Annotated in this window: 21 protein-coding genes and 1 riboswitch; of the genes, 16 read left to right on the forward strand and 5 right to left on the reverse strand. The window is 69.1% G+C overall.

Features of this window, described 5'->3' with window-relative positions:
* Nucleotide 1 precedes the first annotated feature (1 nt).
* The 10 genes from C5B97_RS00800 (at nucleotide 2) to C5B97_RS00845 (ending at nucleotide 15075) form a co-directional block, all read left to right on the forward strand.
* Nucleotides 2-976: an ABC transporter permease gene (locus C5B97_RS00800; protein ID WP_104310246.1), complete on the forward strand. Its 975-nt coding sequence runs from the start codon at nucleotides 2-4 to the stop codon at nucleotides 974-976.
* Complete coding sequence (locus tag C5B97_RS00805; protein WP_104310247.1) at nucleotides 973-1971, forward strand: ABC transporter permease; 999 nt, start codon at nucleotides 973-975, stop codon at nucleotides 1969-1971. Before C5B97_RS00800 ends, C5B97_RS00805 begins: the two co-directional genes overlap by 4 nt.
* Nucleotides 1968-2858 carry an ABC transporter ATP-binding protein gene (locus C5B97_RS00810; RefSeq protein WP_104310248.1) on the forward strand — a complete coding sequence of 297 codons (891 nt, stop codon included), beginning with the start codon at nucleotides 1968-1970 and terminating at the stop codon, nucleotides 2856-2858. Before C5B97_RS00805 ends, C5B97_RS00810 begins: the two co-directional genes overlap by 4 nt.
* Nucleotides 2855-3733 (forward strand): ATP-binding cassette domain-containing protein, encoded by an 879-nt coding sequence (locus C5B97_RS00815; RefSeq protein ID WP_104310249.1) that lies wholly within the window; start codon nucleotides 2855-2857, stop codon nucleotides 3731-3733. The genes C5B97_RS00810 and C5B97_RS00815 overlap by 4 nt, the downstream gene beginning before the upstream one ends.
* Nucleotides 3730-5022 (forward strand): alpha/beta fold hydrolase, encoded by a 1293-nt coding sequence (locus tag C5B97_RS00820; protein ID WP_104310250.1) that lies wholly within the window; start codon nucleotides 3730-3732, stop codon nucleotides 5020-5022. The genes C5B97_RS00815 and C5B97_RS00820 overlap by 4 nt, the downstream gene beginning before the upstream one ends.
* Nucleotides 5019-6500: an aminopeptidase P family protein gene (locus C5B97_RS00825; protein WP_258067817.1), complete on the forward strand. Its 1482-nt coding sequence runs from the start codon at nucleotides 5019-5021 to the stop codon at nucleotides 6498-6500. The genes C5B97_RS00820 and C5B97_RS00825 overlap by 4 nt, the downstream gene beginning before the upstream one ends.
* The gene (locus C5B97_RS00830; protein WP_258067818.1) at nucleotides 6493-8640 is read left to right on the forward strand and encodes an alpha-galactosidase; all 2148 of its coding nucleotides are present in this window, start codon (nucleotides 6493-6495) and stop codon (nucleotides 8638-8640) included. Before C5B97_RS00825 ends, C5B97_RS00830 begins: the two co-directional genes overlap by 8 nt.
* Nucleotides 8641-8691: 51 nt before the next feature.
* On the forward strand, nucleotides 8692-11556 hold the full coding sequence (locus C5B97_RS00835) for a beta-L-arabinofuranosidase domain-containing protein (RefSeq protein WP_104310252.1): 2865 nt from the start codon (nucleotides 8692-8694) through the stop codon (nucleotides 11554-11556).
* Nucleotides 11553-13466, forward strand: coding sequence for a glycoside hydrolase family 127 protein (locus C5B97_RS00840; protein WP_104310253.1), 1914 nt, complete (start codon nucleotides 11553-11555; stop codon nucleotides 13464-13466). Before C5B97_RS00835 ends, C5B97_RS00840 begins: the two co-directional genes overlap by 4 nt.
* A gap of 151 nt (nucleotides 13467-13617) precedes the next feature.
* The gene (locus C5B97_RS00845; RefSeq protein ID WP_181026843.1) at nucleotides 13618-15075 is read left to right on the forward strand and encodes an HNH endonuclease signature motif containing protein; all 1458 of its coding nucleotides are present in this window, start codon (nucleotides 13618-13620) and stop codon (nucleotides 15073-15075) included.
* Between the two features lie 149 nt (nucleotides 15076-15224).
* Here C5B97_RS00845 and C5B97_RS00850 read toward each other — a convergent pair whose 3' ends face one another.
* Both C5B97_RS00850 and C5B97_RS00855 read right to left on the reverse strand, forming a co-directional pair.
* The gene (locus tag C5B97_RS00850; RefSeq protein WP_104310255.1) at nucleotides 15225-16178 is read right to left on the reverse strand and encodes a manganese catalase family protein; all 954 of its coding nucleotides are present in this window, start codon (nucleotides 16176-16178) and stop codon (nucleotides 15225-15227) included.
* Nucleotides 16179-16307: 129 nt separating this feature from the next.
* On the reverse strand, nucleotides 16308-17648 hold the full coding sequence (locus C5B97_RS00855) for an APC family permease (RefSeq protein ID WP_104310256.1): 1341 nt from the start codon (nucleotides 17646-17648) through the stop codon (nucleotides 16308-16310).
* Between the two features lie 204 nt (nucleotides 17649-17852).
* A riboswitch (guanidine-III (ykkC-III) riboswitch) is annotated at nucleotides 17853-17919 on the forward strand.
* A 10-nt stretch (nucleotides 17920-17929) separates the two neighbouring features.
* Here C5B97_RS00855 and C5B97_RS00860 point away from each other — a divergent pair.
* The 3 genes from C5B97_RS00860 to C5B97_RS00870 all read left to right on the forward strand — a co-directional run bounded on the left by C5B97_RS00860 (nucleotide 17930) and on the right by C5B97_RS00870 (nucleotide 19695).
* A complete protein-coding gene (locus C5B97_RS00860; protein WP_104310257.1) occupies nucleotides 17930-18244 on the forward strand; it encodes a multidrug efflux SMR transporter in 315 nt (104 codons plus the stop codon).
* 2 nt (nucleotides 18245-18246) lie between these two features.
* On the forward strand, nucleotides 18247-18609 hold the full coding sequence (locus C5B97_RS00865) for a multidrug efflux SMR transporter (protein WP_104310258.1): 363 nt from the start codon (nucleotides 18247-18249) through the stop codon (nucleotides 18607-18609).
* Nucleotides 18610-19032: 423 nt separating this feature from the next.
* Complete coding sequence (locus tag C5B97_RS00870; RefSeq protein WP_104310259.1) at nucleotides 19033-19695, forward strand: lytic transglycosylase domain-containing protein; 663 nt, start codon at nucleotides 19033-19035, stop codon at nucleotides 19693-19695.
* Here C5B97_RS00870 and C5B97_RS00875 read toward each other — a convergent pair.
* From C5B97_RS00875 to C5B97_RS00885, 3 genes are all read right to left on the reverse strand, one after another.
* Nucleotides 19692-20018, reverse strand: coding sequence for an ATP-dependent DNA ligase (locus C5B97_RS00875; RefSeq protein ID WP_258067819.1), 327 nt, complete (start codon nucleotides 20016-20018; stop codon nucleotides 19692-19694). The two genes, C5B97_RS00870 and C5B97_RS00875, sit on opposite strands and share 4 nt — an antisense overlap.
* 70 nt (nucleotides 20019-20088) lie before the next feature.
* The gene (locus C5B97_RS00880; RefSeq protein WP_104310261.1) at nucleotides 20089-20667 is read right to left on the reverse strand and encodes a hypothetical protein; all 579 of its coding nucleotides are present in this window, start codon (nucleotides 20665-20667) and stop codon (nucleotides 20089-20091) included.
* Between the two features lie 141 nt (nucleotides 20668-20808).
* Nucleotides 20809-22077, reverse strand: coding sequence for an ammonium transporter (locus tag C5B97_RS00885; protein WP_104310262.1), 1269 nt, complete (start codon nucleotides 22075-22077; stop codon nucleotides 20809-20811).
* 233 nt (nucleotides 22078-22310) lie between these two features.
* Between C5B97_RS00885 and C5B97_RS00890 the strand changes: the two genes are divergently transcribed.
* From C5B97_RS00890 to C5B97_RS00900, 3 genes are all read left to right on the forward strand, one after another.
* On the forward strand, nucleotides 22311-23180 hold the full coding sequence (locus tag C5B97_RS00890) for a DUF1684 domain-containing protein (protein WP_104310263.1): 870 nt from the start codon (nucleotides 22311-22313) through the stop codon (nucleotides 23178-23180).
* A complete protein-coding gene (locus C5B97_RS00895; protein ID WP_104310264.1) occupies nucleotides 23177-24277 on the forward strand; it encodes a GNAT family N-acetyltransferase in 1101 nt (366 codons plus the stop codon). Before C5B97_RS00890 ends, C5B97_RS00895 begins: the two co-directional genes overlap by 4 nt.
* 116 nt (nucleotides 24278-24393) lie before the next feature.
* Nucleotides 24394-25230, forward strand: a complete 837-nt coding sequence (locus tag C5B97_RS00900) for an alpha/beta fold hydrolase (RefSeq protein ID WP_104310265.1) — start codon at nucleotides 24394-24396, stop codon at nucleotides 25228-25230.
* The last annotated feature ends 248 nt before the right edge of the window (nucleotides 25231-25478 follow it).

Genomic DNA, 25478 nt, shown 5'->3' on the forward strand with positions numbered 1-25478 from the left:
AATGACCTTCTCGTCGACCAATCTCGAGGTCGAGGGCACGGCGGGTGGTGATCCGGGTCTCGCTGAGACCCTGGATGCACCACCTGCCTCCGGCCGTCGGCTCGCTCGTGCCTTCTTCCGCGACTGGGGAGCGGTGCTCTCGAGCGCGTACATCGTGCTCATCATCCTCATGGCCATCACGGCTCCACTCCTCGTCAAGCTGAGCGGCTGGGACCCGTACGCGTTCGACCAAAGCGCGATCGACCCGAACCTCGGAGGCGTGCCCCTCGGGGCATGGGGCGGCATCAGCGCCGAGCATTGGTTCGGCGTGGAGCCGGGCAGCGGGCGGGACATCTTCGCCCGAATCGTCTACGGGGCGCAGGTCTCGATGACCATCGCACTGTCGGCGACGGCGCTCACAAGCGTGCTCGGCATCGTGTTCGGGCTGCTCTCCGGGTACTTCGGCGGATGGGTCGACACGATCATCTCCCGCGTCATGGAGTTCCTCATGGCGTTCCCCGCGCTCATCTTCATGATCGCGGTGCTCTCGGCCCTCCCGGCCGACAATCGGCAGCTCTTGCTGGTGCTCGTCATCTCCGTGTTCGGCTGGCCGTACCTGGCCCGCATCGTGCGCGGACAGACGATGTCGATCAAGCAGCGCGAGTACGTCGAGTCGGCGAAGGCGTCAGGCGCGTCGAGCCTGCAGATCATCTTCCGGGAGATCCTGCCGAACCTGCGCTCGACGATCATCGTCATGACGACGCTGGCCATCCCCGGCTACGTCGGCACCGAGGCGGGTCTCTCCTTCCTCGGTGTCGGCGTGGTTCCCCCGACACCCTCGTGGGGTCAGATGATCGCGAGCTCCGTCGGCTGGTACGCGGTCGACCCCATGTACTTCCTTATCCCAGGCATCTTCCTGTTCCTGCTCGTGCTCTCCTTCACCGTGCTCGGTGACCGCATCAAGAAGCTCGCCGAGTCCGGGGAGGCTCGCTCATGACCCGCTACGCCATCAACCGCCTCCTCGGCATGGTCCTCGTGCTGTTCCTGGTGAGCCTCTTCACCTTCGTCGTGTTCTTCGTGCTCTCGCCAGACCCTGCCGTGCAGATCTGCGGCAAGAACTGCACCCCGGAGCGCATCGACCAGATCCGCGAGAACCTCGGCCTCGACCTGCCCTTCTGGACGCAGTTCGGCACGTTCCTCGGGGGCCTCTTCTTCGGTCGCACGTACGAGGGAAGCGGCGCCGTCATCCAGTGCGCGGCCCCCTGCCTCGGCTACTCGTTCCAGTCGAGCCAGCCGGTCACCGAGATGATCCTGCAGCGTCTGCCGGTCTCCGCGACCGTCGCCATCGGCGCCGCGGTGCTGTGGCTCCTCACGGGTGTGACGGGCGGCGTCATCAGCGCCGTCAAGGAGGACAAGTTCGCAGACCGCTTCATCACGGGCCTCACGCTCGGTGGCATGTCGATTCCGAACTACGTGCTCGCGTTGCTGCTGCAGTTCGTGCTCGTCGTGTCGCTCGGGTGGCTGCCGTTCCCGCAGGCCGTGCCGTTCCTCGACAACCCCGTGCAGTGGTTCCTGAACTTCATCATGCCGTGGGTGGTCCTCTCCATCGGCTACGCGGCGACGTACACGCGGCTCACTCGCGCGAACGTCATCGACACGCTGCAGGAGAACTACGTGCGCACGGCGAAGGCGAAGGGCCTGCGCCCGAGCCTCGTCTGGCGACGGCACGCGTTGCGTCCCGCGTTGACCCCCATCGTCACGATCTTCGGGATGGACTTCGCCGGGCTCCTCGGCGGCGCGCTCATCACGGAGACGGTCTTCGGCATCAATGGCGTCGGCAAGCTCGCTGCCGACTCCATCACGAAGAACGACCAGCCCGTCATCATGGGCGTCACCCTACTGGCGGCGTTCCTCGTGGTTGTCGGCAACATGGTCGTCGATCTTCTGTACTCCGTCATCGACCCCCGGGTCAGAGTTGGAGCTTCGAAATGAACGCGTCCGCATCCGCTGCCAATGGGCCCGGCGCAGGGCCGCTGCTCAGCGTCCGCGACCTCACCGTCTCGTTCGCGACGGCCGAGGGCCCGACCGACGTCGTCAAGAGCATCGACTTCGATGTGCCTCGCGGCGGTGCCCTCGGCATCGTCGGCGAATCCGGCTCGGGCAAGTCGATGACCAGCCTCGCCATCATGGGGCTGCTGCCCAAGGGCGCCAAGCGGTCCGGTTCGCTCGTCTTCGACGGCGAGGAGCTGAGCACGCTGCGCGAGCCGGCCATGCGCGCCATCCGCGGCGACCGCATCGCGATGATCTTCCAGGACCCGCTCTCGTCGCTCAACCCGTACTACACGGTCGGCACGCAGATCGCCGAGGCCTACCGTTCGCACCGCTCCGGTGTGAGCAGGGCGGCGGCCAAGAAGGTGGCGATCGAGGCGATGGAGCGCGTCCACATTCGCGACGCCGCTCGCCGCGTCGACCACTACCCGCACCAGTTCTCCGGTGGCATGCGCCAGCGCGTCATGATCGCGATGGCGTTGAGCATGGAGCCGGACCTGATCATCGCGGACGAGCCGACGACGGCGCTCGATGTGACGGTTCAGGCGCAGATCCTCGACCTCCTCACGGAGATCAGGAAGGACACGGGGGCCGGCATGATCCTCATCACCCACGACCTGGCTGTCGTGAGCGAGGTCGCCGACCAGATAGTGGTGATGCAGCGGGGCGAGCTCGTCGAATCGGGCAGCGTCGAGCAGATCTTCACCGACCCACAGGAGCCGTACACGCGCCTGCTGCTGGATGCCGTGCCCCGCATCGACGACGAGATCGGCCTGCTGCGCACCACGACCGTGCCGGTGCAGACCATGCGCGAGGAGGAGACGCGATGAGCGACCGGGAACCACTGCTTCGCGCGCGGAACCTCGTGCGCGAGTTCAGCACGGAGTCGGGCGGGGGCCTCTTCTCGAAGAGCAAGACCTTCCGCGCCGTCGACGACGTGTCGCTCGACGTGCACGAGGGTGAGACGCTCGCGCTGGTCGGAGAGTCAGGCTCGGGCAAGTCGACGACGGCCAGGCTCGTGGCGCGCCTCATGGACGTTACGAGCGGCACCGTCGAGTTCCAGGGGCAAGACGTGAGCGCGATCAAGGGCAAGGAATTGCACGCCTTCCGCGGCGAGGTGCAGGTGGTGTTCCAGGACCCGTTCTCCTCCCTCAACCCACGGCACACCGTCGAGCGGCTCATCACGGCGCCGCTCGTCTACCAGAAGCGCTCGATCCCCGGTGGAGCGCGCAGCTTCGCCAGAGGGCTCATGGAGCGCGTCGGCCTGAACCCCGACCATTCCGGCCGTTACGCCGCGCAGTTCTCCGGCGGCCAAGCGCAGCGCATCGGCATCGCGCGCGCGCTCGCCGTCGGCCCCAAGCTGGTCATCTGCGACGAGGCGGTCTCCGCCCTCGACGTGTCGGTGCAGGCCCAGGTCATCAACCTCCTCAGGCAGCTGCAGGAAGAAGAGGGGTTCAGCTATCTCTTCATCGCCCACGACCTCGCTGTCGTGCGGCAGATCGCGACGCGGGTCGCCGTCATGAGCGAGGGCCGCATCGTGGAGATCGGCGAGCGCGACCAGGTGTTCGAGCGCCCGAAGGACGAGTACACGCGCACCCTGCTCGCCGCGGTCCCGCGCATCAATCCGGAATGGGATGCGCGCCGCAAGAAGAACGAGCGCGCCCGCCGCCGCGCGGAGCGCGAAGCACAGGAGGAGAGCGCATGAGCGACGTGGTCGAGTACTCGCTGCCCGGAATCTGGGTGAGCGAGCGGAGCATCCGCGTGCCGCTCGACTGGTGGAACCCGGAAGCCGGAGAGATCTCGGTGTTCGTGCGTGAGCTCGTCGACCCCGACCGGCGGCGCGACGAGCTCCCGCTGCTGACCTACCTGCAGGGTGGGCCCGGCGGTGCGAACCCCCGCCCGCTCGACGCCACCGGCTGGATCGGCGAGGCGCTGCAGCACTACCGCCTGGTGCTCGTGGATCAGCGGGGCACGGGGCGGAGCACGCCCATCGACGCGCACAGCATCGCGGCCCTCGGCGACGGTGCCAGCGGCGCCGACTACCTCGCGCATTTCAGGGCCGACTCCATCGTGCGTGACCTCGAGCACGTGCGCACGGCGCTCTATGGCGGTGCTCTGTGGGCGACGCTGGCGCAGAGCTACGGCGGCTGGCTCACGCTCGCCTACCTGTCGCACGCGCCGGCGGCCATCGCCGCGAGCTACGTGTGCGGCGGCATCCCGGGTACCCCCGCCGACGCCGCGGAAGTGTACCGGCGCACGTTCACGCGCGTCGAGCAGAAGAACGCCGAGTTCGCGAGGCGGTACCCGCAGGACATCGACGTGGTCTCGACGATCGCCGACCGCCTCGCGGCTGATGAGGTGCGGCTCCCGGACGGCGACCGCCTCACGGTGCAGCGCTTCCAGTCGCTCGGCCTCGATTTCGGCATGAAACCCGGCTTCGAGCGCATGCACTGGCTGCTCGAAGACGCATTCACGCCCGACGGCCGCTTCAGCGAGCAGTTCCTCGCGCAGGTGCTCGCGCGCACCTCCAGCGCGGGCAACCCGCTGTTCTGGACCCTGCAGGAGTCGATCTACGGCGACGAGTCGAGCGGGGCCACGAACTGGGCGGCGCAGCGCGAGCGCGACCGGCGACCGCAGTTCGGCGTCGACCGTCATCCGCTGCTGTTCACGGGCGAGATGGCGTTTCCGTGGATGTTCGAGGAGGTCAGGCTGCTGCGTGGGTTCCGCGACGCCGTGCACGAGCTCGCGAAGCGCGAGCTCTGGAGCCGCCTCTACGACTTCGAGACGCTCGCCGCCAACGAGGCCCCGGTCGCAGCCGCGGTCTACTACGACGACATGTACGTGGATGCCCACCTGCAGCTCGACACGCTCTCGCGCGTCGGCAACTCCGTCAGCTGGGTCACGAACGAGTTCGAGCACGACGGGATCAGTTCGGGGCGCACCTTCACGCGCCTGCGGGAGCTGGTCCGAGACCGAGGAGGAGAGCGACGATGAACGCAGCGAACACAGACATGGCCACGGGCGCAGACGCACCAACGGGCGCGGCCTCCGTTCGGCCCCCGTACGCGGGCACGAGGTATCCGAAGCTCGCGACCATCCCAGCGTTCACTGACTTCATCGCGAAGGGCTGGCAGGACGTGGATGCGCCCGTCGCGCTCACCGAGGGGGCGGCGGCCGCGGCCGCGGCGCATCGAGCGCGCCTCAGCGCCCGCTTCGCCACCTCGACCATCGTCGTCTCGAGCGGCGTCGCCCCGGTTCGCAACGACGACTGCAACTACGGCTTCCGAGCGAACAGCGACTTCGTGTGGCTCACGGGCTGTCAGGTCGAGGGCGCGACGCTTGTCATGCATCCGGTGCCAGGAGGGCACGACGCGACCCTGTACCTGCCCGCGCCGTTCCGCCCCGGCGAGGCTGGCTTCTTCAGCGACGCGAACCACGGCGAGCTCTGGGTGGGAGCCTCGCCCGGCATCGGGCAATGGGCCGAGGCGCTCCAGCTCGAGGTGCGGGCCACGCCGGAGCTCACGGTCGTGCGTGGCGCTCGGGGCGCCCTCGCGAGCGCCTCGGTATCGGCATCGACGATCGAAGCGCTCTCGCTGCTGCGCTCGCCGGACCTCGACAGGGAGCTCTCGAACCTCCGCATGGTCAAGGATGAATGGGAGATCGCGCAGCTCAGGCGTGCCGTCTACGACACGGTGAGTGGATTCGCGGCGGTCGTGAGCGAGGTACCGCGGGCTATCGAGGACGGGCTGGGCGAGCGCTGGCTGCAGGGCACCTTCGACCGGCACGCTCGCACCTTCGGGAACGGCCCCGGCTACTCGACCATCGTCGGGTCCGGGCCGCACGCGCCGATCCTCCACTGGGTGCGCTGCGACGGCCCCGTGCTGCCGGACGCGGCGCTGCTGCTCGACATGGGCGTTGAGACGAACTCGCTCTACACTGCCGACGTGACGCGCACCATCCCAGCCAGCGGGACCTTCTCCGCCGAACAGCGCGCCGCGCACGACCTCGTCGAGAAGGCGCACCGGGCCGGCATGGCCCAGATTCGACCGGGCGTTCCCTACCTCGATTTCCACTTCGCGGCGATGGAGGTCATCGCGCAGGGGCTGCATGACTGGGGGATGCTCCCTGTCTCCGTCGATGAGGCACTCTCTCCCGAAGGCCAGCAGCACCGCCGCTACCTGGCGTGCGGGGTCGGCCATCATCTGGGCCTCGACGTGCACGACTGCAGCCACTCGCCGTACGAGGAGTACATGGGTGCCGACCTCGAGGCTGGCGTCGTCATGACCGTCGAACCCGGCCTGTACTTCCACGCGAACGACGAGACGGTGCCGCCTGAGCTGCGCGGCATCGGCGTTCGCCTCGAGGACGACCTGCTCGTGACGGACGACGGTCATGAGGTGCTCTCCGACGGCCTCCCGATCGACGCAGACGGGGTCGAGCGCTGGACGCGCGAGCAACTCGGCCGTGCCTGAAACACCCCAGAGGATCCTCGAGCACCTGCGCTCAGACGGGGTGAGCGTCGTCGTCGAGCGGCGGGGCGACGAGCTGCCCTGCATCCTGCACTGGGGTCGTGACCTCGGAGAGCTCGATGAGGGTGACCTCGCCTCGTTCGCGGCGGCGAACAGCACGGTGCTCGGCTCGGACACGCTCGACGAGGAACCGCGGGTCTCGCTGCTCCCCGAGGCGTCGCGTGGATGGTTCGGCAGGCCGGGCCTGCGCGGGCACCGCGACGGACGGTCCTTCTCGCCTCGCTTCCGCGTCACCGGAGCCCGGCGAGCGGATGAGGCCGGGAGCGACCGCCTCATCTGGCTCGCCCACGACGCGGCCGCAGAACTCCAGTTGCAGTTGACGCTCGAGCTCGCACCCAGCGGGCTGCTGCGGGCGCGGGCCTGGGTGACGAACGTCGGCTCGAGCCCGTTCAGCCTCGATGCGCTGGAAATCGCCCTGCCCGTTCCGGTCTGCGCTGGCGAGATCCTCGAGCACACCGGCAGGCATCTCCTCGAACGACAGGAGCAGCGCAGCGCCTTCCAGCCGGGCACCCACCTGCGCGAGAGTCGCCGCGCTCGGGGGCACGACGCGACGATGCTGCTTGCGGCGGGAACCCCGGGGTTCTCGGCGAGAGCGGGCGAGGTGTGGGGTGTGCACGTCGGCTGGTCGGGGAACACCTCCGTCGCTGCTGAGCGCGTGCAGCCGACGGGCACGCGGGTGCTCACTGGCGGCGAACTGCTGCTGGCGGGCGAAGGCGCGCTCGCACCCGGCGACAAGTACAGGTCGCCATGGCTGTGGGCGGCTCACGGCGACGGCACCGACGCGCTCTCAGCGCGTTTCCACGACTTCCTCCGCGCCAGGCCCGAGCACCCGAGGGGGCCACGAAAAGTGCTCTGCAACGTGTGGGAGGCGGTCTACTTCGACCACAGCCTCCCGCGGCTGCTCGAGCTCGCGGAACGCGCCGCGGCGGTCGGGGTGGAACGCTTCGTGCTCGACGACGGCTGGTTCTCCGGCCGACGCGACTCCACCGCAGGGCTCGGCGACTGGAGCGTCGACCGCGCCGTCTGGCCGGACGGCCTGTGGCCGCTCGTCGCGCGGGTGCAGCAGCTGGGTATGGACTTCGGGCTGTGGTTCGAGCCCGAGATGGTGAGTCCCGACTCAGACCTGGCACGCGCGCATCCCGAGTGGATGCTGCAGCCCGGCGACGGCAGGCTCCCCGCCTCCTCCCGCTCCCAGCAGGTGCTGAACCTCGCCGATCCGGGCGCGTTCGCGCACGTGCTCGAGGCGATGGACGCCCTGCTCGCCGAGTACCCCATCGCCTACGTCAAGTGGGACCACAACCGCGACCTCGCGGAGGCGGGCGACGCAGCCACGGGGCGCGCGTCCGCGCACGCGCAGACGGGCGCCGCGTACCGGCTCCTCGATGAGCTGCACGCCAGGCACCCCACAGTCGAGTTCGAGTCGTGTTCCGGGGGAGGGGGACGCGCCGACCTCGGCATGATGGGTCGCGCCGAGCGACTGTGGGCGTCAGACACCATCGACGCCCTCGAGCGCGTCGGCATCGAGGCCGGAACGGGGATGCTGCTGCCGCCCGAGATGATCGGCTCGCACATCGGCGCAGCTCGCTCGCACACCACGTCGCGAACCCATGACCTCGCCTTCCGCGGAGCCCAGGCGATCTTCGGCCATCTCGGCATCGAGTGGGATCTCACCAGGATCTCCGACGCCGAGACGAAGGAGCTCGCCGAGTGGGTGGCCCTCTACAAGCGCTGGCGCCCCCTGCTGCACAGCGGGAGAGTGGTGCACGGCGACCCGATCGACGACGCCGTCGCGATCCGCGGCGTCGTGGCGCACGACCGCACGGAAGCGCTCTTCGCCGTCACCCAACTGCGGGCGGGGCTGTCGTACCCTCCAGGGCGCTTCCGCATCCCCGGCCTCGATGAGCGTCGCCGCTACCGGGTCGGTCTCGTGCACCCGGCCGATGCTGTCGGCCCCCACAAGACGAACGTCGAGGGCTGGTGGCAGCGCGAGACGACCCTCGCGGGCAGCGTCCTCACCACCGCCGGTCTCCACCTCCCGCCGCAGCACCCCGAGCACACCGTGCTGGTCTCCCTGGCTTCCTGACCACCCCAGACCTCCCGCCCCCGATCTTCCGCGTTCTCTGAACGGAGCAGCATGACCTCTCCCACCCGCGCTCCCCGCACCGAGCGGATCGCGCCGCCCCTCGTCACCCCGTTCGGACTCGGCGACGTGGCCATCGACGACGCGAGCGTCTTCGCGCGTGCACGCAACGAGATGCTGCACCTCGCCGACGTCTACCCGATCGATCGCCTCCTCGCGGTGTTCCGGGCCAACGCGGGTATCGACACGCGGGGTGCCGCGGCTCCGGGAACGTGGGAGGACTTCGGGCACCCGCTCGAAGAGGCGTGGGGCGAGGCCGACTACCCCGGCCGCGAGCACGCGCAGACCGCGAACCTGCTGCGCGGGCACTACGCGGGCCACTTCCTGTCGATGCTGTCGATGGCCTACGCGGGGGAGCGCGCCCCAGCGCTCCTCGCCAAGGTGGATGCGTGTGTAGCGGGGCTCGCCGAAGTTCAGGCCGTCCTCGCCGAGTCCGGCCGCTACTCGCATCCCGGGTTCCTCGCCGCCTACGGGGAGTGGCAATTCGCTCGCCTCGAGTCGTACGCCCCGTACGGTGAGATCTGGGCCCCGTACTACACGTGCCACAAGATCATGGCGGGGCTGCTCGACGCACACGAGCTCGCCGGCAGCACCCTGGCCCTCGAGGTCGTCACGAGCATGGGGCACTGGGTGCACGCCCGCCTCGAAAGGCTCGACCCCGCGCAACGGCAACGCATGTGGTCGCTCTACATCGCCGGGGAGTTCGGCGGCATGAACGAGACGATGGCCCGATTGAGCGCGGCCGCCGACGAGCCCGCGTTCCTGGAGACGGCATCCTTCTTCGACACGAAGGCGCTCCTTGACGCGGGGGTCGCGGGCGACGACATCCTCACGAAGATGCACGCCAACCAGCACCTGCCGCAGCTCGTCGGGTACCTGCACGAGTTCGAGCTGACGGGGGAACGCCGCTACCTCGACGCCGTGCTCGGCCTGTGGGACCAGATCGTGCCTGGGCGGATGTTCGCGCACGGTGGCACGGGCGAGAGCGAGCTCTGGGGGCCGCCGCAGACGGTTGCCGGCAACATCGGCCAGCGCAACGCCGAGACCTGCGCCACCTACAACCTGCTCAAGATCGCTCGGCTGCTCTTCCAGCACACCCTCGACCCGCGCTTCTTCGACTACTCCGAACGCGCAATGCTCAACCACATCCTCGGCTCACGCCGGGCCGTCGACTCCGACACGAGCCCCGAGGTGACCTACATGTTCCCGGTGCACCCCGGCGCGGTGCGTGAATACGACAACGTCGGCACCTGCTGCGGCGGTACGGGGCTCGAGAACCACGTGAAGTACCAGGACTCCGTCTTCTTCTCCGCCGGGCGCGAGCTCTGGGTCACCCTACCGACCGCGTCGACCCTGCACTGGCGCGAGGCAGGGCTGCGGGTGCAGCTCAGCAGCGGGCTGCCCGCCGTCGGCGAGCTCGCGCTCTCGTTCGCAGCGCTGCCAGGCGGCGCACCCGGCGCAGCTCAGGCCGAGAGCGACGAGCTGGGGGCCAGCGCCGTGCACATCCGCATTCCGAGTTGGGTTGCCGGCCCCGTGAGACTGCAGCTGAACGGGGAGCCGCTCGAGGTGGAAGCTCGCCCCGGCACGTTCGCTACGATCCGTCGCGGGTTCACGCACGGCGACGTGATCTCGCTGGACCTGCCGATGGCTCTCGTGTCTGCCCCGACGATCGACGACCCGCGCCTGCACCACCTGCAGTACGGCCCGACCGTGCTGCTCGCGAGGTCGGAAGCGACGACGCCGCTACAGCTCGGTCTGCTCGGGCGGCGGATGCTCGACGGGACGCTGCTCGAGGACGCGGGCGTGGGCGACCGGGCCGCGGGGCGTCTCGGCGAACGTACGGGTGGTGGCTCGGTGCGGTTCGCCGGCCTCGACCTCGACCCGAGCTGGTCTGGAGCCGACTCGCGGTTCCACATGTATGTGCGGGCCGCCGACTCGACCATCGCCTTCGCCGGACGCGACAGCGGCGTACCGAACCGGGCCGACTCGAGCGGGGAGACCTTCCTCGAAGCGCTCTGGGGTCTGGCGCCGTTCGCCGACAGGCCAGCGTTCCTCGAGGCGGTCTTCGAGGCGGTGAAGTCCACGCGCTCCAAGGGGCTGCTCTCGGGTGCTGAGCTCGAGGCCGTGCTGCAAACCGCCGGGGAGGCCGACCTGGCTGGCGATGGCCGATGCCGGGTCTCGACGGTGACGGTCGTCGTCGGGGCAACGGGCGGGGACACGGGCGAGCTCGGGCCACGCGTCTCCGAGACCACGCTCGAAGGTTCGCCAGCAACGCTCACGGCCTGGACGATCGGCGACTCGGCCGAAGACCCTCCGATGCCGCCCGCCGTGAGCATCCGCGTCGATGTCGACCCGGCCCCGTCGGGTTGGTTCACGAGGCAACCCGTGCTCACGCTCGACGCGGTGATCCTCGACGTGGTGTCCGACTCTTCGGAGATCTGCATCGAGACGCGAATCGATGACGGAGACTGGCGGCCATACGACGGCCCGTTCGCTCTGGGCGCCGAGGGGGTGCACACGGTCACGGCGAGAGCCACGGGCGGTGACGGTCGGTGCGGCTACGCGAGCCGCGACCTCAGCATTGACACGGCCCCGCCCGAGGTTCGTGTCCGGCTCAAGGAGCTCGGGAGCAGTGTCGAAGTGACCTTCTTCGCCGACGATGACGTGTCCGGCGTGGAGCGCATCCAGTGGGAAGGCCCCGGCACGTTCTGGGGAACGTTCCAGGAGGCGTTCGTGCGGGCCCTCACCGACGAGGAGCAGGTGCTCGAATATGCCGCCACCGACCGCGCCGGCAACGAGGGCCCGCGTCAGCGCCTCACTCTGCCCTCGGCCGCGACGGTGCTGGAGCGACACGGATGAGCTCGCGACCGGCCCCGCTCCGCCAGGTGCGCATACTCGACGAGTTCTGGTCGCCGCGCATCCGTCAGGTCCGAGAGGTCATGCTGCCGCACATGCTCGAGCAGTTCCGCAGCGTCGGCCATCTCGAGGCGCTCGGCGGTGAATGGTCGCGCGACGGCTCACCGCATCCGTTCTGGGACAGTGACATCGGCAAGTGGATAGAGGCGGCCAGCAACCTGCTCGTCGTAACAGACGACCCCGTGCTCGCCGCGGAAGTGGAAGCGCTGGTCGACCTCCTCGAAACTGCGCAGCAGCCGGACGGCTACCTCAACTCGTACTTCACGACGGTCGCCCCCGAGCGGCGCTTCACCGACCTGCGCGACTCACATGAGCTGTACTGCGCAGGCCACCTCATCGAAGGGGCCGTCGCCTACGCGCAGGCGACCGGGCGAGAGCGGATGCTCGGCATCCTGATCCGCTACGTCGACCTCATCGAGCAAACCTTCGGTCTGGGCGAGGGGCAGCTGCGCGGCTACGACGGCCATCAGGAGATCGAGCTCGCGCTCGTGAAGCTGTGGCGGCACACCGGGCAGGAACGCTTCCTCGACCTCGCCAGGTACTTCGTCGAGGAACGAGGCACGTCGCCGAAGTACTTCGACCAGGAGGTCGCCGAGCGCGGCGGACCTGGCCACTTCGGGATCGGGTTCCCCGGCACCAGGGGCGAGCTCGAGACCGAGCACGAGTACTTCCAGTCGCACCTCCCCATCCGGCAGCAGACAAAGGTCGTCGGGCACGCCGTGCGCGCCATGTACTCGCTCAGCGCGGTCGCAGACCTCGCGCTCGCCGACGGTGACACGAGCCTCGGCGCCATCAACGGGAAGCTGTGGCAGAACCTCACCTCGCGACGCATGTACGTCACGGGTGGCCTCGGCTCCTCGGCCCACAACGAGGGCTTCACGAGCGACTTCGACCTGCCGAACCTGACTTCGTATGCCGAGACCTGCGCGGCAATCGGGCTCGTCTTCTGGGCCGAGCGCACCGCGAGGCTCGACCCTGACTCGACGTACTTCGACGTCGCGGAGCGGGCCCTCTACAACGCTGTTCTCGCCGGAGCCAGCAGCGACGGCACCGCCTTCTTCTACGACAATCCTCTCGCGAGCAACGGCGAGCGGAGCCGTTCGAGCTGGTTCGGGGTGGCCTGCTGCCCGCCGAACCTCGCGAGGCTCCTGACCTCCCTCGGCGGTTACTCGTACAGCCTGAGCGACGGGTCGGGTGCAGGTGGCGAGGATGGAGACGCCCACGTCGGCGCCGAGCCCTTCACCGTGACCGTGAACTTCTTCATCGGCAGCTCGCTCCGCTTCGAGACGGCCGGCGTCTCGGTGGAACTTCGCCAGCGCAGCGACCTTCCGTGGGAGGGGCGAGCGAGCCTCGAGGTGTGCCTGGAAGGGGCACGATCCGTGGGACTCGAGCTGCGCATCCGCATCCCGGATTGGGCGGAGCACGTGCAGATGACCGTGGGCGGTTCTCCGGTGCCTTTCGAGCTGAGGCGCGGCTACGCAGTCATTCGACGAGAGTTCCTCGACGGGGAACTGCTCGAGATCGACCTCCCGTTCGCCGTTCGTCGCGAACGCGCCGACCCCCGGGTGGTTGACGCCGTCGGCAAGGTTGCGGTCGTGCGCGGTCCGCTCGTCTACGCGGCCGAGGGGGTCGACAACGCGCATCCGCTCGACGAGGTGCCGCTGCCAAGCGCTTGCAGCTTCTCGGCGGAAACGGATGCTGGCCACCCGAGCGGTCCACTCACCCGGCTCATCGCAGATGTCGACCAGGCGACCCGGCTCACGCTTGTGCCCTACTTCTCTTGGGGCAACCGCGACCAGGGCGAGATGCGTGTGTGGCTGCCGGAAGAACCGCGCCAGGAGGCGCACCGCTGAGGGCTGGGCCGCCGTCGGCCCGGAGAACCCGCTGACCTCGGGGTGCAGACGGCGAGCCGCGTGCGCAGATTCAGGCTACCTTTGGGCACCGCGGTGCCCTCGATTCTCGGACCGGACCAAGAATGTCGGTGGTCGGGTGGAAGCTGATCGCATGATCGATGAAGCACTCGCGACGAGAATCCCGGAGGGGTGGAGGCCACCCGACTCGCTAGTGGAGCGCGTGCGAATGCTCGAGCGCTTCCTGGTGGTCCGGTCGATCGTCGATGCCGACGCTGATCTCGCCCGTGCCCAGGCTGAGCAGGCGCGCGTCTACGCACTCGCGGCTCGGACGGCCCTCGCAGAGGACGAGCGCGAGGGCACACTCGAGCAGGAGTGGGCGCTTCGCTCGTGGAAGGCGGAGATCGCCGCGGTCACGAAGACTTCGAGGCAGGCGGTGTCTGGCATCATGGGCCGCTCGGCGGTCCTCACTGAGGACTTCCCGCTCGTTCATGCCGCGCTCGCGGCGGGCGAGGTGTCGATGGCGCATGCCCGCATCGTGTGCGAGGCGGGAACGATCGTCGTGCACGAGGACACCGCGGAACAGGCCGCGCGCCGCGAGCTGTTCGTGCAGCTCGCGCTCGAGAAGGCGCGTTCGACGTCACCGGGCAGGCTGAAGGACTTCGCCATCAAGCAGGCGGAGCGGCTGACGGCGTCGTCGCTCGAGGAACGCTACGAGCAGTCGATGACGTCCCGGGCCGTGCTCGTCTCGAGTGAGGCGGATGGCATGGGGTCGCTCGGCGCGCGGCACTCGCTGCCGGTGCTCACGGCGATCGATGGGCGGTTGTCCGAGATCGCGAAGGCCATCATCGCGGCGCGGGGCTCTGATTCCGACGACCCGCGGACCTTCCACCAGGTGCGGGCCGACGTGTTTGCCGAGCTGCTGCTCACGGGCAGGCTGACGACCTGTCCGGAAGCGGCGGGCATCACCGCGAAGGTGTCCATCACCTTGCCGGTGCTCGCGATGCTCCACGCTCAGCACGGCGACGTCGACGGCGACGGCCGTGCGCTCGATACGACGCCCGCGCTCCTCGACGGCGTCACGCCCATCCCGATGAGCGTCGCGAAGGCGCTCGCAGCCAACGCGCCGTCCTTCGAGCGCATCCTCACCCACCCGATCACTGGAACGGTCGTCGAGGTCGACCGCTACCGGCCGACGGAGGCGATGCGCGCGTGGCTGCGGGCTCGGGATGTGCACTGCAGGTTCCCGGGATGCCGGCTCCCTGCAGAGCGTTGCGACCTCGACCACACGATCCCGGCATCTGAAGGCGGGCCGACGAGCCTCGTCAACCTCGCTGACCTCTGTCGCTGGAACCACACGGTCAAAGGCAACACCGGTTGGGAGGTCTGCCAGCTGCCCGGCGGAGTCATGGAATGGACATCGCCCACGGGCATCCCGCTGAAGGATGTTCCCGAACCGAGGGGCGTCACCTTCGGACCCTCCCCGCCCGGCGAACCGGGCCTCGAGATCGGAGGAACTGCCTACCGGGTGCAGCAGCCCGGGCCCGAGCTTGGACCGAGGACCGGCGAGGAGCCGGGCGTCATGCCGGGCCTCGACCCTCCACCGTTTTGACCGGGCTCCGATTCGTTCCCCGACTCTCGTGAACGCCCGCAGCTCCCCGCCGCCGCGCAGTGCGGCGACAAGGAGCTGCGGTGCGGAGGAGCTGGGCTGAGGAGCTGGGCTGCTTTGCCCCGGACTGTGCCCCGGCCTGCGCCCTGGACTTACGCCGTCGTCGGCCCGTAGAACCCGTTGATCTCGGAAAGCTCGAGCTCTGCGGTCGCCTGGATGAGGGCGAGCAGGTCGGTGTCGAGGCCAGGCGCGAACTCCTCCAGACGCTCGTGGGTGATGAACGACGGAGCTCCGGCGGGGGCCTGCTCCGAAGCGTCCAACGTCGTGCCGTCCTTCGAAGGCGAGTCGCCTTGGAAGATCTTCCCTGCCTCCGACTTGCCGTCGAGGTCGAACGAGTACTGCTTGCTCTGCAGGCCCAGGTCGAGCAGCTCCTTCACCTCGGGGAACGACTCGGCGTTCGTCTTCGGGATGGGCAGCAGCGACTTCCAGTTCACGCCGAGCGTCTCGAGGGCCTTCGCGTACGCGTTCTCGTGCGCCTGGTCGCGCACGATCAGGTAGGCGATCGTGCCACGCGCCGTCGGGTTGTCGGTCATCTCGTAGATGCGGCACTTCTGCAGCCGCCCCGTCGACTCGAGCATGAGGTTGTAGAGCAAGTCGAGGGGCAGGTTCCCGGAGTTGTAGACGTAGCTGCCGCTCCACGGGTTGCCCGCCGCATCCACGGGCAGAGCACCCTGCGCGCCGACCAGGTAGTGGTGGATGTTGCTCGTGTCGAGGGCGATCTTCAAGGGCGTCGCGCCGCCGGCACCCGGCTTGTCGAGCGGGTCCGTGAGCTTGCCCGTGTACTCGGGCGACCCATCGAGCAGCCGGGAGATGGTCGTGCCGATCAGCTCGACGTGGCTGATCTCCTCGGTGCCGATGCCCTGGATGAGGTCACGGTACGGCTTCGCCGTCGGGCCGCGGAAGTTCATCGCCTGGAAGAGGTACTGCATCATGGTGCGCATCTCGCCGAACTGCCCGCCGAGCCCCTCCTGCAGGGCATTCGCGGCCGCGGGGTCTGGCTCGCCGTCGGCGATGTCGTTGATCCAGGTCTGTGCGTGGAAGTACATGGGGGAGTCTCCTCGTCATCGTTCCGGTTCGACGCGGATGCGCCGGTACCGAGAGACCATCAACCGCGCCTGTGTTTTCAAGAGGGGTACCGCGAACCGGGCCCGAAGGTGTAGAACGCGCGATACCGACTACTCCACGGGCGTCGCCGCTCGCGAGTTCTTCGAGCGCCGGACGGCGCGCAACACGACGTACGTGACGACCCCGACGGCCACGATGATGCCGCCGCGCAGCCACACCTCGCCGCTCTGCTGGGTGAGGAGCACGATGCAGGAGATGATCGCGAGCACGGGGAGCACGGTCCAGGCCTTGAAGTGCGCGTGCTCGACCTTGTCTCGGCGCAGCACGAGCACGGCGAGGTTCGTGCTGAGGAACACGATGAGCAGCAGGATGACGACGGTCTCGGCGAGCACGGCGATGCCGCCGGTCGCGGTGAGCACGATCGCGAAGACCGTGGTGACGACGATCGCGACCCACGGGGTGCGTCGCCCGGGGAGCACGCGCCCCAGCATGCGAGGCAGCAGCCCCTGGCCCGCCATGCCGTAGGTGAGGCGGCTGGCCATGATCATGGTCAGCAGCGCGCCGTTGGCGACCGCGATGAGGGCGATCGCGCTGAACAGCCAGGCTGGCACGGGCACCCCGGTCGCCTCGATGACGTTGAGGAGCGGACCGGTGGACTCGGCGAGCTCGTCGGAGGGGACGGCGATGGATGCTGCGGTGCCGACGAGCATGTACATGAAGCCCGCCGTGAGCAGCGAGAAGAACAGCGCCTTCGGGTAGACCTTCGACGGCTCGCGCACCTCCTCGATGAGGTTCGCGCTCGTCTCGAAGCCGACGTAGGAGTAGTAGGCGAGGAGGGCCGCGCCGAGCACGGCCGGGAACGGGTTGATGTCGTCGCCGAACGACACAGCCCGGCCGATGTCACCGCCGCCGTTCCCGACGAGCACCCCGACGAGCACCACCACGAGGACGAGGCCCGTCAGCTCGATGCAGGTCATGACGATGTTCGAGCGCAGGGACTCCTTGATGCCGCGCAGGTTGACGAGCGCGATGAGCACCAGCAGGAGGGATGCGCCGACGACCGGCGGCAGGTCGATGAACGTGGCGAGGTAGTCGCCGCTGAACGCGAGAGCAAGGCTGGCCGCGCTGACGACACCCGCCGCGAGCATGCAGAACCCCACCATGAACGACACGAACTCGGAGCGGTACGCGCGCTGCGCGAACACCGCCGAACCACCCGCCTTCGGGTACTTCGTGACGAGCTCGGCGTAGGACGCGGCCGTCAGCAGCGCCATGCCGAGCGCCACCAGCAGGGGCAACCAGGTGACGCCGCCCACTTCGCCGGAGATGGTGCCGACGAGAGCGTAGATGCCAGCCCCGAGCACATCGCCGAGGATGAACACGAACAGGAGCAGCCCAGTGACGTCGCGCTTGAGGGCCGGGGTCGACGACGGGGAAGATGTGGGGGACATGCCCCGATTGTCGCGCGCATCCGGAGGGCAGTCCTCGCCCTTGTCAGGTGCGTCGCCGTATGCAACGGCGCCGGCCGTGCAGCCGCGGCCCTGAGCACCCGCGGCCCTGTGCACCCGCGGCCCTGTGCACCCGAGGCCCTGTGCATCCGCACTGCACGCGACTCCGGCCTGGCCAATGGAGCGGCCCGTTGCTACCGTTGAACCTTGAAGCCCCGGAATCGGGCTTGCGGACGAGGGAGCAGTACCCGCACCACGACAAGACTGACTCAGAAGGAGCCGTCGTGGCTTGGTTCGTGTTGATTCTGTCTGGAATGCTGGAGGCCGTCTGGGCCTCTGCGCTCTCCGCCTCGAAGGGCTTCAAGAGGCCCGTCCCCGTCGTCGTCTTCCTGGTGTCGCTCACCATCAGCATGGCCGGCCTCGCGTGGGCGATGACGCAGCTGCCGACCGGCACCGCGTACGCGGTCTGGGTGGGCATCGGCGCGACGCTCACCGTCATCTGGGCGATGGTCACCAAGCAGGAGCGGGTTTCCGTCGCACGGGTCCTGTTGCTCGTGCTGCTCGTCGGCTCGGTCATCGGCCTCAAGTTGGTGAGCTGACCATGGCGTGGATCGCACTCGTCATCAGCGGCATCCTCGAAGCCGTCTGGGCCACCGCCCTCGGCCAGTCGGAGGGGTTCACGCAGCCCCTCCCCACGATCGTCTTCTTCGTCGGGGTCGTGCTCAGCATGCTCGGCCTCGGCTGGGCGGCGGCGCGCATCCCGATCGGCACCGCCTACGCCGTCTGGGTCGGCATCGGGGCGGCCCTCACCGTCATCTACGCGATGGCGACCGGCGACGAAGCGTTCTCCCCGTGGAAGGCCGTCTTCATCTCCGGCATCATCCTCGCCGTGATCGGGCTGAAGCTCGTGCCAGACAAGAAGAAGGAAGCGGTCGCTGAGCCCGTGGCGCCTCCGGCGCTCTGACCTGGGCCGCGCGCTGATCGCGGCCACCTCCTCCTGGCGGACAGCTGTGCGGCAGACTTCGGCGACAACTCGCGCCTGACGGACGCTCAACGGACGCGAACGCCCCCGTCGTCACCGAAGTTTGCTGGTCGTGTCGGCGACCGGAATTGCGAGCCGCGATCGTGGCGGCCCTCGGCGCGCATCCAGTCGAGCGTCCGTGGCCGCACGTACGCTGTCCCTTTCGACGCCAGGCACCCCCACGTCCCGACCCCAGGAAGGGCCCGCATCATCGTCTCGTCCGCAAGCTCCCCCGCTCGCGCCCGTCTCCTCACGGCTCTCGGCGCCGGCGTCGCGTCGGCCTCGTTGCTGACGGGATGCGCCGGGTCGTTCTTCTCGCCCGCGTACGGCGAGGACGAGGTGGGGAGTGGGGCGCAGGAGTCGCAGGTGCAGACGGAGCCTTACCTCGACCCTGCCGCTGAGGGATACCCGGTGGCGCCGCCGCAGCAGCTGCCCGAGTCGGCCGGGTTCGGCATCTGGGATGTGCCGGTTGCGGAGCTCGCTTCGCCCGCCTGGGTGCAGGCGACGTCCGATGCGACGGGCATCCCGGTCCGCGCCCTCTCGGCGTACGCGGGGGCCGCGATCCGGGTCGCGGAGACGCGGCCGGAGTGCGGCATCGGCTGGAACACGCTCGCCGGTATCGGCGCGGTCGAGTCCAAGCACGGCACCTACGGCGGGTCGCAGGTGCTGGACTCCGGCCAGGTCGAGCCGCCCATCATCGGGGTGCCCCTCGACGGCAGCGAGGGATTCCTCGCGATTCCTGACACCGACGGCGGCGCCCTCGACGGTGATACCGAATGGGACCGGGCAGTCGGCCCGATGCAGTTCATCCCGGAGACGTGGGCGAAGCACGGGCAGGACGCGAACTTCGACGGGGTCGCCGACCCCCACCACATCGACGACGCCGTGCAGACGGCGGCCGCCTACCTGTGCGAGCGGGGCGGCGACCTCACCACCGACGACGGGTGGAACACGGCGATCTCGGCATACAACCTGCCGGCCGAGTACGCGCGCGAAGTCGCGGGGTACGCGGAGCTCTACGCGAGCTAGAGGTCCTCTGCGCTCGGCGCCACGACGCCGCCCGGGCTGTTGGCCATGCGAAGCAGGTGCGCGAGGACTCGACGGTCGAGGTCGGTCGGCCGCTCGCCTCGGTAGTTGAACAGGACCGGGACGTTGGCGTTCATCCAGACGGCGTCGCGGCCGCCGCCGGTGAGCGCGTCGTTGCGCCAGCTCAACAGGAACGACTCGCCGCGCCTGAGTTTCGTTCCGACGACGGCTTCGAGGTGCGCGAGCACTCGGTCGTCGAACTCGGTTGGTGTGTTGTCATAGATGAAGGTGCCCATAGTGTTGTCTGGCGCGGATGCGGTGAGCATTTCCGCGCCAGACGACGCTATTGAACCTGGCAGTTAGCGCCGAATCTCTTGACAAATCATAGAGTTTCCTCTACTCATGGCCAATCTCGGCGCAGGGAATCGCCATGGTCGCGACGAACGCCCCGTCGGAGTGCATCACCGGTGGGGCGGACTCGTCGAAGATCGCGGCCTCGCCCTCGGCGAGCTCGGTGCCGCCGAGGCTCAGGCGGCCGCTGATGAGGTAGATGGCGCGAACGTCGGGGTCGAACTCGATGGGGTCGCTCACGAAGACCCGGCCGAGGATGATTGGCTGCATCTCCGACTTGCGGGTCACCCGCAGCAGCCTGGTGCTCTTCGCGCGCCCGATGGAGCTGCGCAGCAAGAGGAGCGGGGTCGTCGACTCGACGACGATCTGGTGGTCGGCCCGCACCTTCTCCTGCCGAGTGCCATCCACGAGTCGCAGCTGCGGGCCGCTGATGCCGAGCCAGTGGTCGACGGTTCCCTCGGGCCGGTGCAGCGACTTCACGTTGCGTTTCACGTCGACGAGCGACAGGCTCCACCTCGGATCGACCTCGTCGTCCGGGTCGCGCCAGATCTCGTGCACGCTCCCGGAGCGAAGGTCGGTGCCGAGCCGTTCCCGTGGCAGCGACTGCGGCGTGACGATCTTCATCGAACGGCATCCAATCTACGAAGCTCAGTTGCTGGGGAACCCCGTTGTCAGGGGGGAGAGGCCAGAAGGTGGCGGCCAGTCTGCAGACTGTGCCGCCACCTTCATGGTCAGTGAGCGGATGCTCGTCGTGCGGGGCGGATGCTAGACGCGGGCATCCTCGAGCACGTAGCCGGCCTCACCGTGCGAGACGGTGTCGAGGCCTGCGATCTCGTCCTCGTCCTTCACGCGGAAGCCGATCGTCTTGTGGATGACGAACCCGATGATGAACGCGCCGACGAAGGAGTAGGCCATGACCGCGAAGGCTGCGATGGCCTGCACGAGGAGCTGTGTGCCGTCACCGCCGAGGAAGAGGCCGGTTCCGTTGGCGAAGAAGCCCAGGTAGAGGGTTCCGATGAGGCCGCCGACGAGGTGGATGCCGACCACGTCGAGCGAGTCGTCGAGGCCCAGCTTGAACTTGAAGTCGATCGCGAGGGCGCAGACCGCACCGGCGATGACGCCGAGGAGGATCGCCCAGACCGGGTCGAGGGATGCGCAGGCCGGGGTGATGGCGACGAGACCGGCGACGGCACCGGACGCGGCACCGACCGAGGTTGGCTTGCCGTCGCGGATCTTCTCGACGACGAGCCAGGCGAGGAGCGCCGCCGCGGGGGCCGCGATGGTGTTGACGACGGCGAGGGCGGCGACGCCGTCAGCGGCGAGCTCGGAGCCGGCGTTGAAGCCGAACCAGCCGAACCAGAGGAGGCCGGCGCCCAGGAGGACGAAGGGCGGGTTGTGGGGGACGTGCGCTCCCTTGCCGAAGCCGACGCGACGCCCGAGGACGAGGGCGAGGGCGAGGGCTGCCGCACCGGCGCAGATGTGCACTGCCGTGCCACCGGCGAAGTCGATGACGCCGACGCCGAACGTCTCCTGCAGCCCGTAGGTGATCCAGCCGCCGTAGGCGAAGGAGCCGTCGTCGGCGAGGCCGAAGTTGAAGACCCAGCTGGCAACGGGGAAGTAGACGACGGTCGCCCAGATGCCGGCGAAGATCATCCACGAACCGAACTTCGCGCGGTCGGCGATGGCGCCGGACACGAGGGCGACGGTGATGATCGCGAAGGTCGCCTGGAAGGCGGCGAACGCGAGCGGCGGGTAGGCGGCGTCTTCCGGGACCTCGAGGAGGCTGGAGAGCCCCATCGCGGACGGGTCGATCGCGAAGAGCGGGCTCAGGCCGTCAGCTGCCGGGAAGGCGATCGAGTAGCCGTAGAGCACCCACAGCACGCCGATCAGGCCGATCGCGCCGAAGCTCATCATCATCATGCTGATCACGCTCTTCGCCTTCACGAGGCCGCCGTAGAAGAAGGCGAGTCCAGGTGTCATCAGCAGCACGAGCGCCGCCGCGAAGAGGATGAATGCGGTATTTCCTTGATCCATCGTTGTAGACCTCTCTGCAAGGGGACGCCGTGGGCGTCGGGGTGCACTCAGCTTGCGCTCAGGCTGTTTCGCCTGTGAGGCCGTGGTGTTACGCGAACGAATGAAGTTCATGTCCGGCGTGTTTCCGCGGTGTCGCACGAACCGCGGTCTCGCCTTGCGCTATGTGACGCCCTGAGTAGTCCGGCGTAGCTGCGGTCTTACGGTTGCGGGTGGGCTCTGCCTACCATCCCCGCATGAGCACCTCGGCCTCCCTCGTCCAAGACGCATCCGTCGATCGCGCCCAGTTCAACCGAGACTGGGAGGCGTGGCACGTCGAGCACGAGAAGCGGCGCACCGACGGGCACGGCTTCCTCGCGGTGACGAGCCTCACGTTCCTCTCGGAGGAACCGCAGGCCATCGAGGGCATCCCAGGTGCCTGGTCGTTGGAGGACGGTCAGGCGGTCGTCGACCTCGCGGACGGCGAGACCCTCGAGGCCGACGGGCTGCTCCTGCAGGGTCCGCGCCTTCACCGCTTCCCGTGCATCGCCGAGCGCGACGGGGTCAGCGCCCGCGCCGGGAAGGTGTTCATCGAGATCGCCAAGCGCGGCGGCTTCACGATCGTGCGCCCCCGCGACCCCGACTACGACTATCTGGCCTCCTACTCGGGCACCCCCACGTACCTGCCCAACCTGCGCTGGCGCGCCCAGGGCAGCTTCGAGGCGTTCGACGAGCCCCGCGACGTCACGGTCGGCGCGGCCGTCGAGGGGCTCGAGCACGTGTACTCCTCACCTGGCAAGGTCACCTTCGAGCTGCGCGGCGAGCGGTTCTCGCTCACGGCCTTCAACGGCCACGAGGCCGGCTCGCTGCTCGTGCTGTTCACGGATGCGACGAGCGGGCTCACGACGTACGCCGCGAACCGCGCCCTCTCGGTCTCGGCTCCGGATGCGGACGGCCGCGTCACGGTCGACTTCAACCGCGCCGTGAACCTGCCGTGCGCGTACACGGTCTTCGCGACGTGCCCGCTGCCTCCCGCCGAGAACCGGCTGCCGGTGGGCATCGAGGCTGGCGAGAAGACGCCGCTGTCCAAGGCCGGCGGCGACGCGGGGAGTGAGCCCGCCGTATGACGCAGACCGCATCCGTCGCGACGCAGGATGCACGCGCGACGCCGTCCGCGGCTGTGCGCGTCCGCGAGTCGCGGCCCGCCGACTGGCCAGAGGTGGTCCGGGTCAGCGAGGCGGCCTTCGCGGCCGGGCCGTACGGTCACCTGCCCGTCGGCGAGGAGCGACAGCGCCTCGTGCGCGACGTCGAGGGCCGGGCCGCGGCGGGCAGCGTGCTCGTGGCGGAGCGTCTGACTGAGCGTCGGGCAGAGCAGGCCAGCGAGATCCTCGGCACGCTCAGCATCGCGCGGGCGGGCGCCGGCCCATCGCGGCTCGCGGTCGCCGACGAGGCCGAGGTTCGGCTCCTCGCCGTCTCGCCGACCGCCCAGCGGCTCGGCGTCGCGAGGCGCCTCATGCTCGCGGCGAGCGAGACCGCCCTCGGCTGGGGTGCGTCCGCGCTCGTGCTCGACACGGGTGACCGCAACTCCGCGGCGCAGGCGCTCTACGAGGGGCTCGGCTACCGGCGCACCAACGAGCCCGGCCAGCCCGGCCAGCGCGGCGTCGCGAGCGAGGGACGCATCCCGCACGTCGACTACCGGCTGCAGCTGCAACCCGCCCCGGGCGTCGTCGTGCGGCTCGTGCGACCCAGCGAGGTCGACGCGGTCGCCGAGCTGTCGCTGCGCGCCTACGAGCTCGAGTACAGCATCTCCGGCAGCTACCGCGACGACATCATCTCCGTCGGCGAGCGGGCGGCGGCCCATCAGGTGTGGGTGGCGGTGGATCCGCAGAGCGGCGAGCTGCTCGGATCCGTCGCGACGCCGAAGCCGGGGGAGCACCTCACCTCGTTGCCGCAGCGTGATGACGAGCTCGACTTCCGGCTCTTGGCGGTCGACCCGAGCGCCCGCGGACGCGGTGTCGGGGCCGCGCTCACGACGCTCGTGATCGAGCTCGCACGGTTGCGGGGTCTGCGTCGAGTCGTCATGAACAGCGGCCCGCAGATGGTGCGCGCTCACCGCCTGTACGAGCGCCTCGGGTTCTCGATCCTCGAGTCGCGCGTGCGCACCGTCGATCCGGGTGACGGCCGCGCGCCGTTCCAGCTGCTCGCGTTCTCGATCGACGTGTGACCTAGCGGGCCGCCCCGCGCGAGTCTGGACGTTGCCCAGGAGCCACCGATCCGACGCGGAGGTCGGTTCCGAATGATGGTGGAAGCGTCGCAGGGTGCGGCGCGGGAAGGCAACCAATGACTGAGATCCTCGCTCACCACGGCCTGCTCACCGACACGAAGCTCCACGTCGACGACACGGGCGGGACTGGCCGCCCTGTTGTGCTCATCCACGGCTGGCCCCTCTCGGGAGAGGCCTGGAATCACCAGGTGCCGGCATTCGAGGCGGCCGGCCACCGCGTGGTGACCTACGACCGCCGCGGCTTCGGCCGCAGCGACAAGCCGCTGACCGGATACAGCTACGACGACTTCGCGGACGACCTGCAGGCCGTCCTCGAGGCCCTGAACCTGCGCGACGTGACGCTCGTCGGCTTCTCCATGGGTGGCGGCGAGGTGGCACGCTACCTCGCCAAGTTCGGTGACGAGCGCGTGCACAGCGTCGTCTTCGCATCCGCCGTGCCGCCGTACCTGCTGAAGACGCCCGCCAACCCCGACGGCCCCCTCGAAGCGGGGGAAGCCGCGAAGATGACGGCCGCGCTCACCGCGAACCAGGAGTCGTTCTACGACGACTTCATCACCACGTTCTACTCGGTCGACGGCACGCTCGTCGTGTCAGAAGCCGAGCGGCAGGCCGCCATCGACCTCACGAAGCAGGCCTTCAAGCCAGCCGCGCTGCAGGCCATGGCGGCATTCGCGAACACCGACTTCCGCGACGACCTGCAGGCGGTGAAGGTGCCGACGCTCGTCATCCACGGAGACAGCGACGCGACCGTGCCGTTCGAGGGTTCCGGGGCCCGCACCAACGAAGCCATCGCTGGCTCTGAGCTGTACGTCGTGGCGGATGCGCCCCACGGCGTCAACGTCAGCCACGCCGAAGAGTGGAATCGGGTCGTGCTGGAGTTCCTGAACCGCTGAGCCTCGCCCCCGTGCTGACCCCGAGACCCGCTCGCCACCTCCTGGCGGGCGGGTCTTCGGCGTCTCACGGGCACCTTACAGAGGGCGTGCGCCCGGTGGCAGCGAATGCACCGACATCGCCGTCATCGCAGGGCTCGCAGGATTCGCTGGGAATCGCGGATCGTGCCCCGCAGACGCCGATGAGCCCCCGGTCCGTTTGACAGCAGGTCGACCGGCTTGCTGGGCTGGCCTCAGATCGACTCGCAGGA

It is taken from the genome of Pseudoclavibacter sp. RFBB5 (assembly GCF_002931555.1).
GTDB lineage: Bacteria > Actinomycetota > Actinomycetes > Actinomycetales > Microbacteriaceae > Pseudoclavibacter.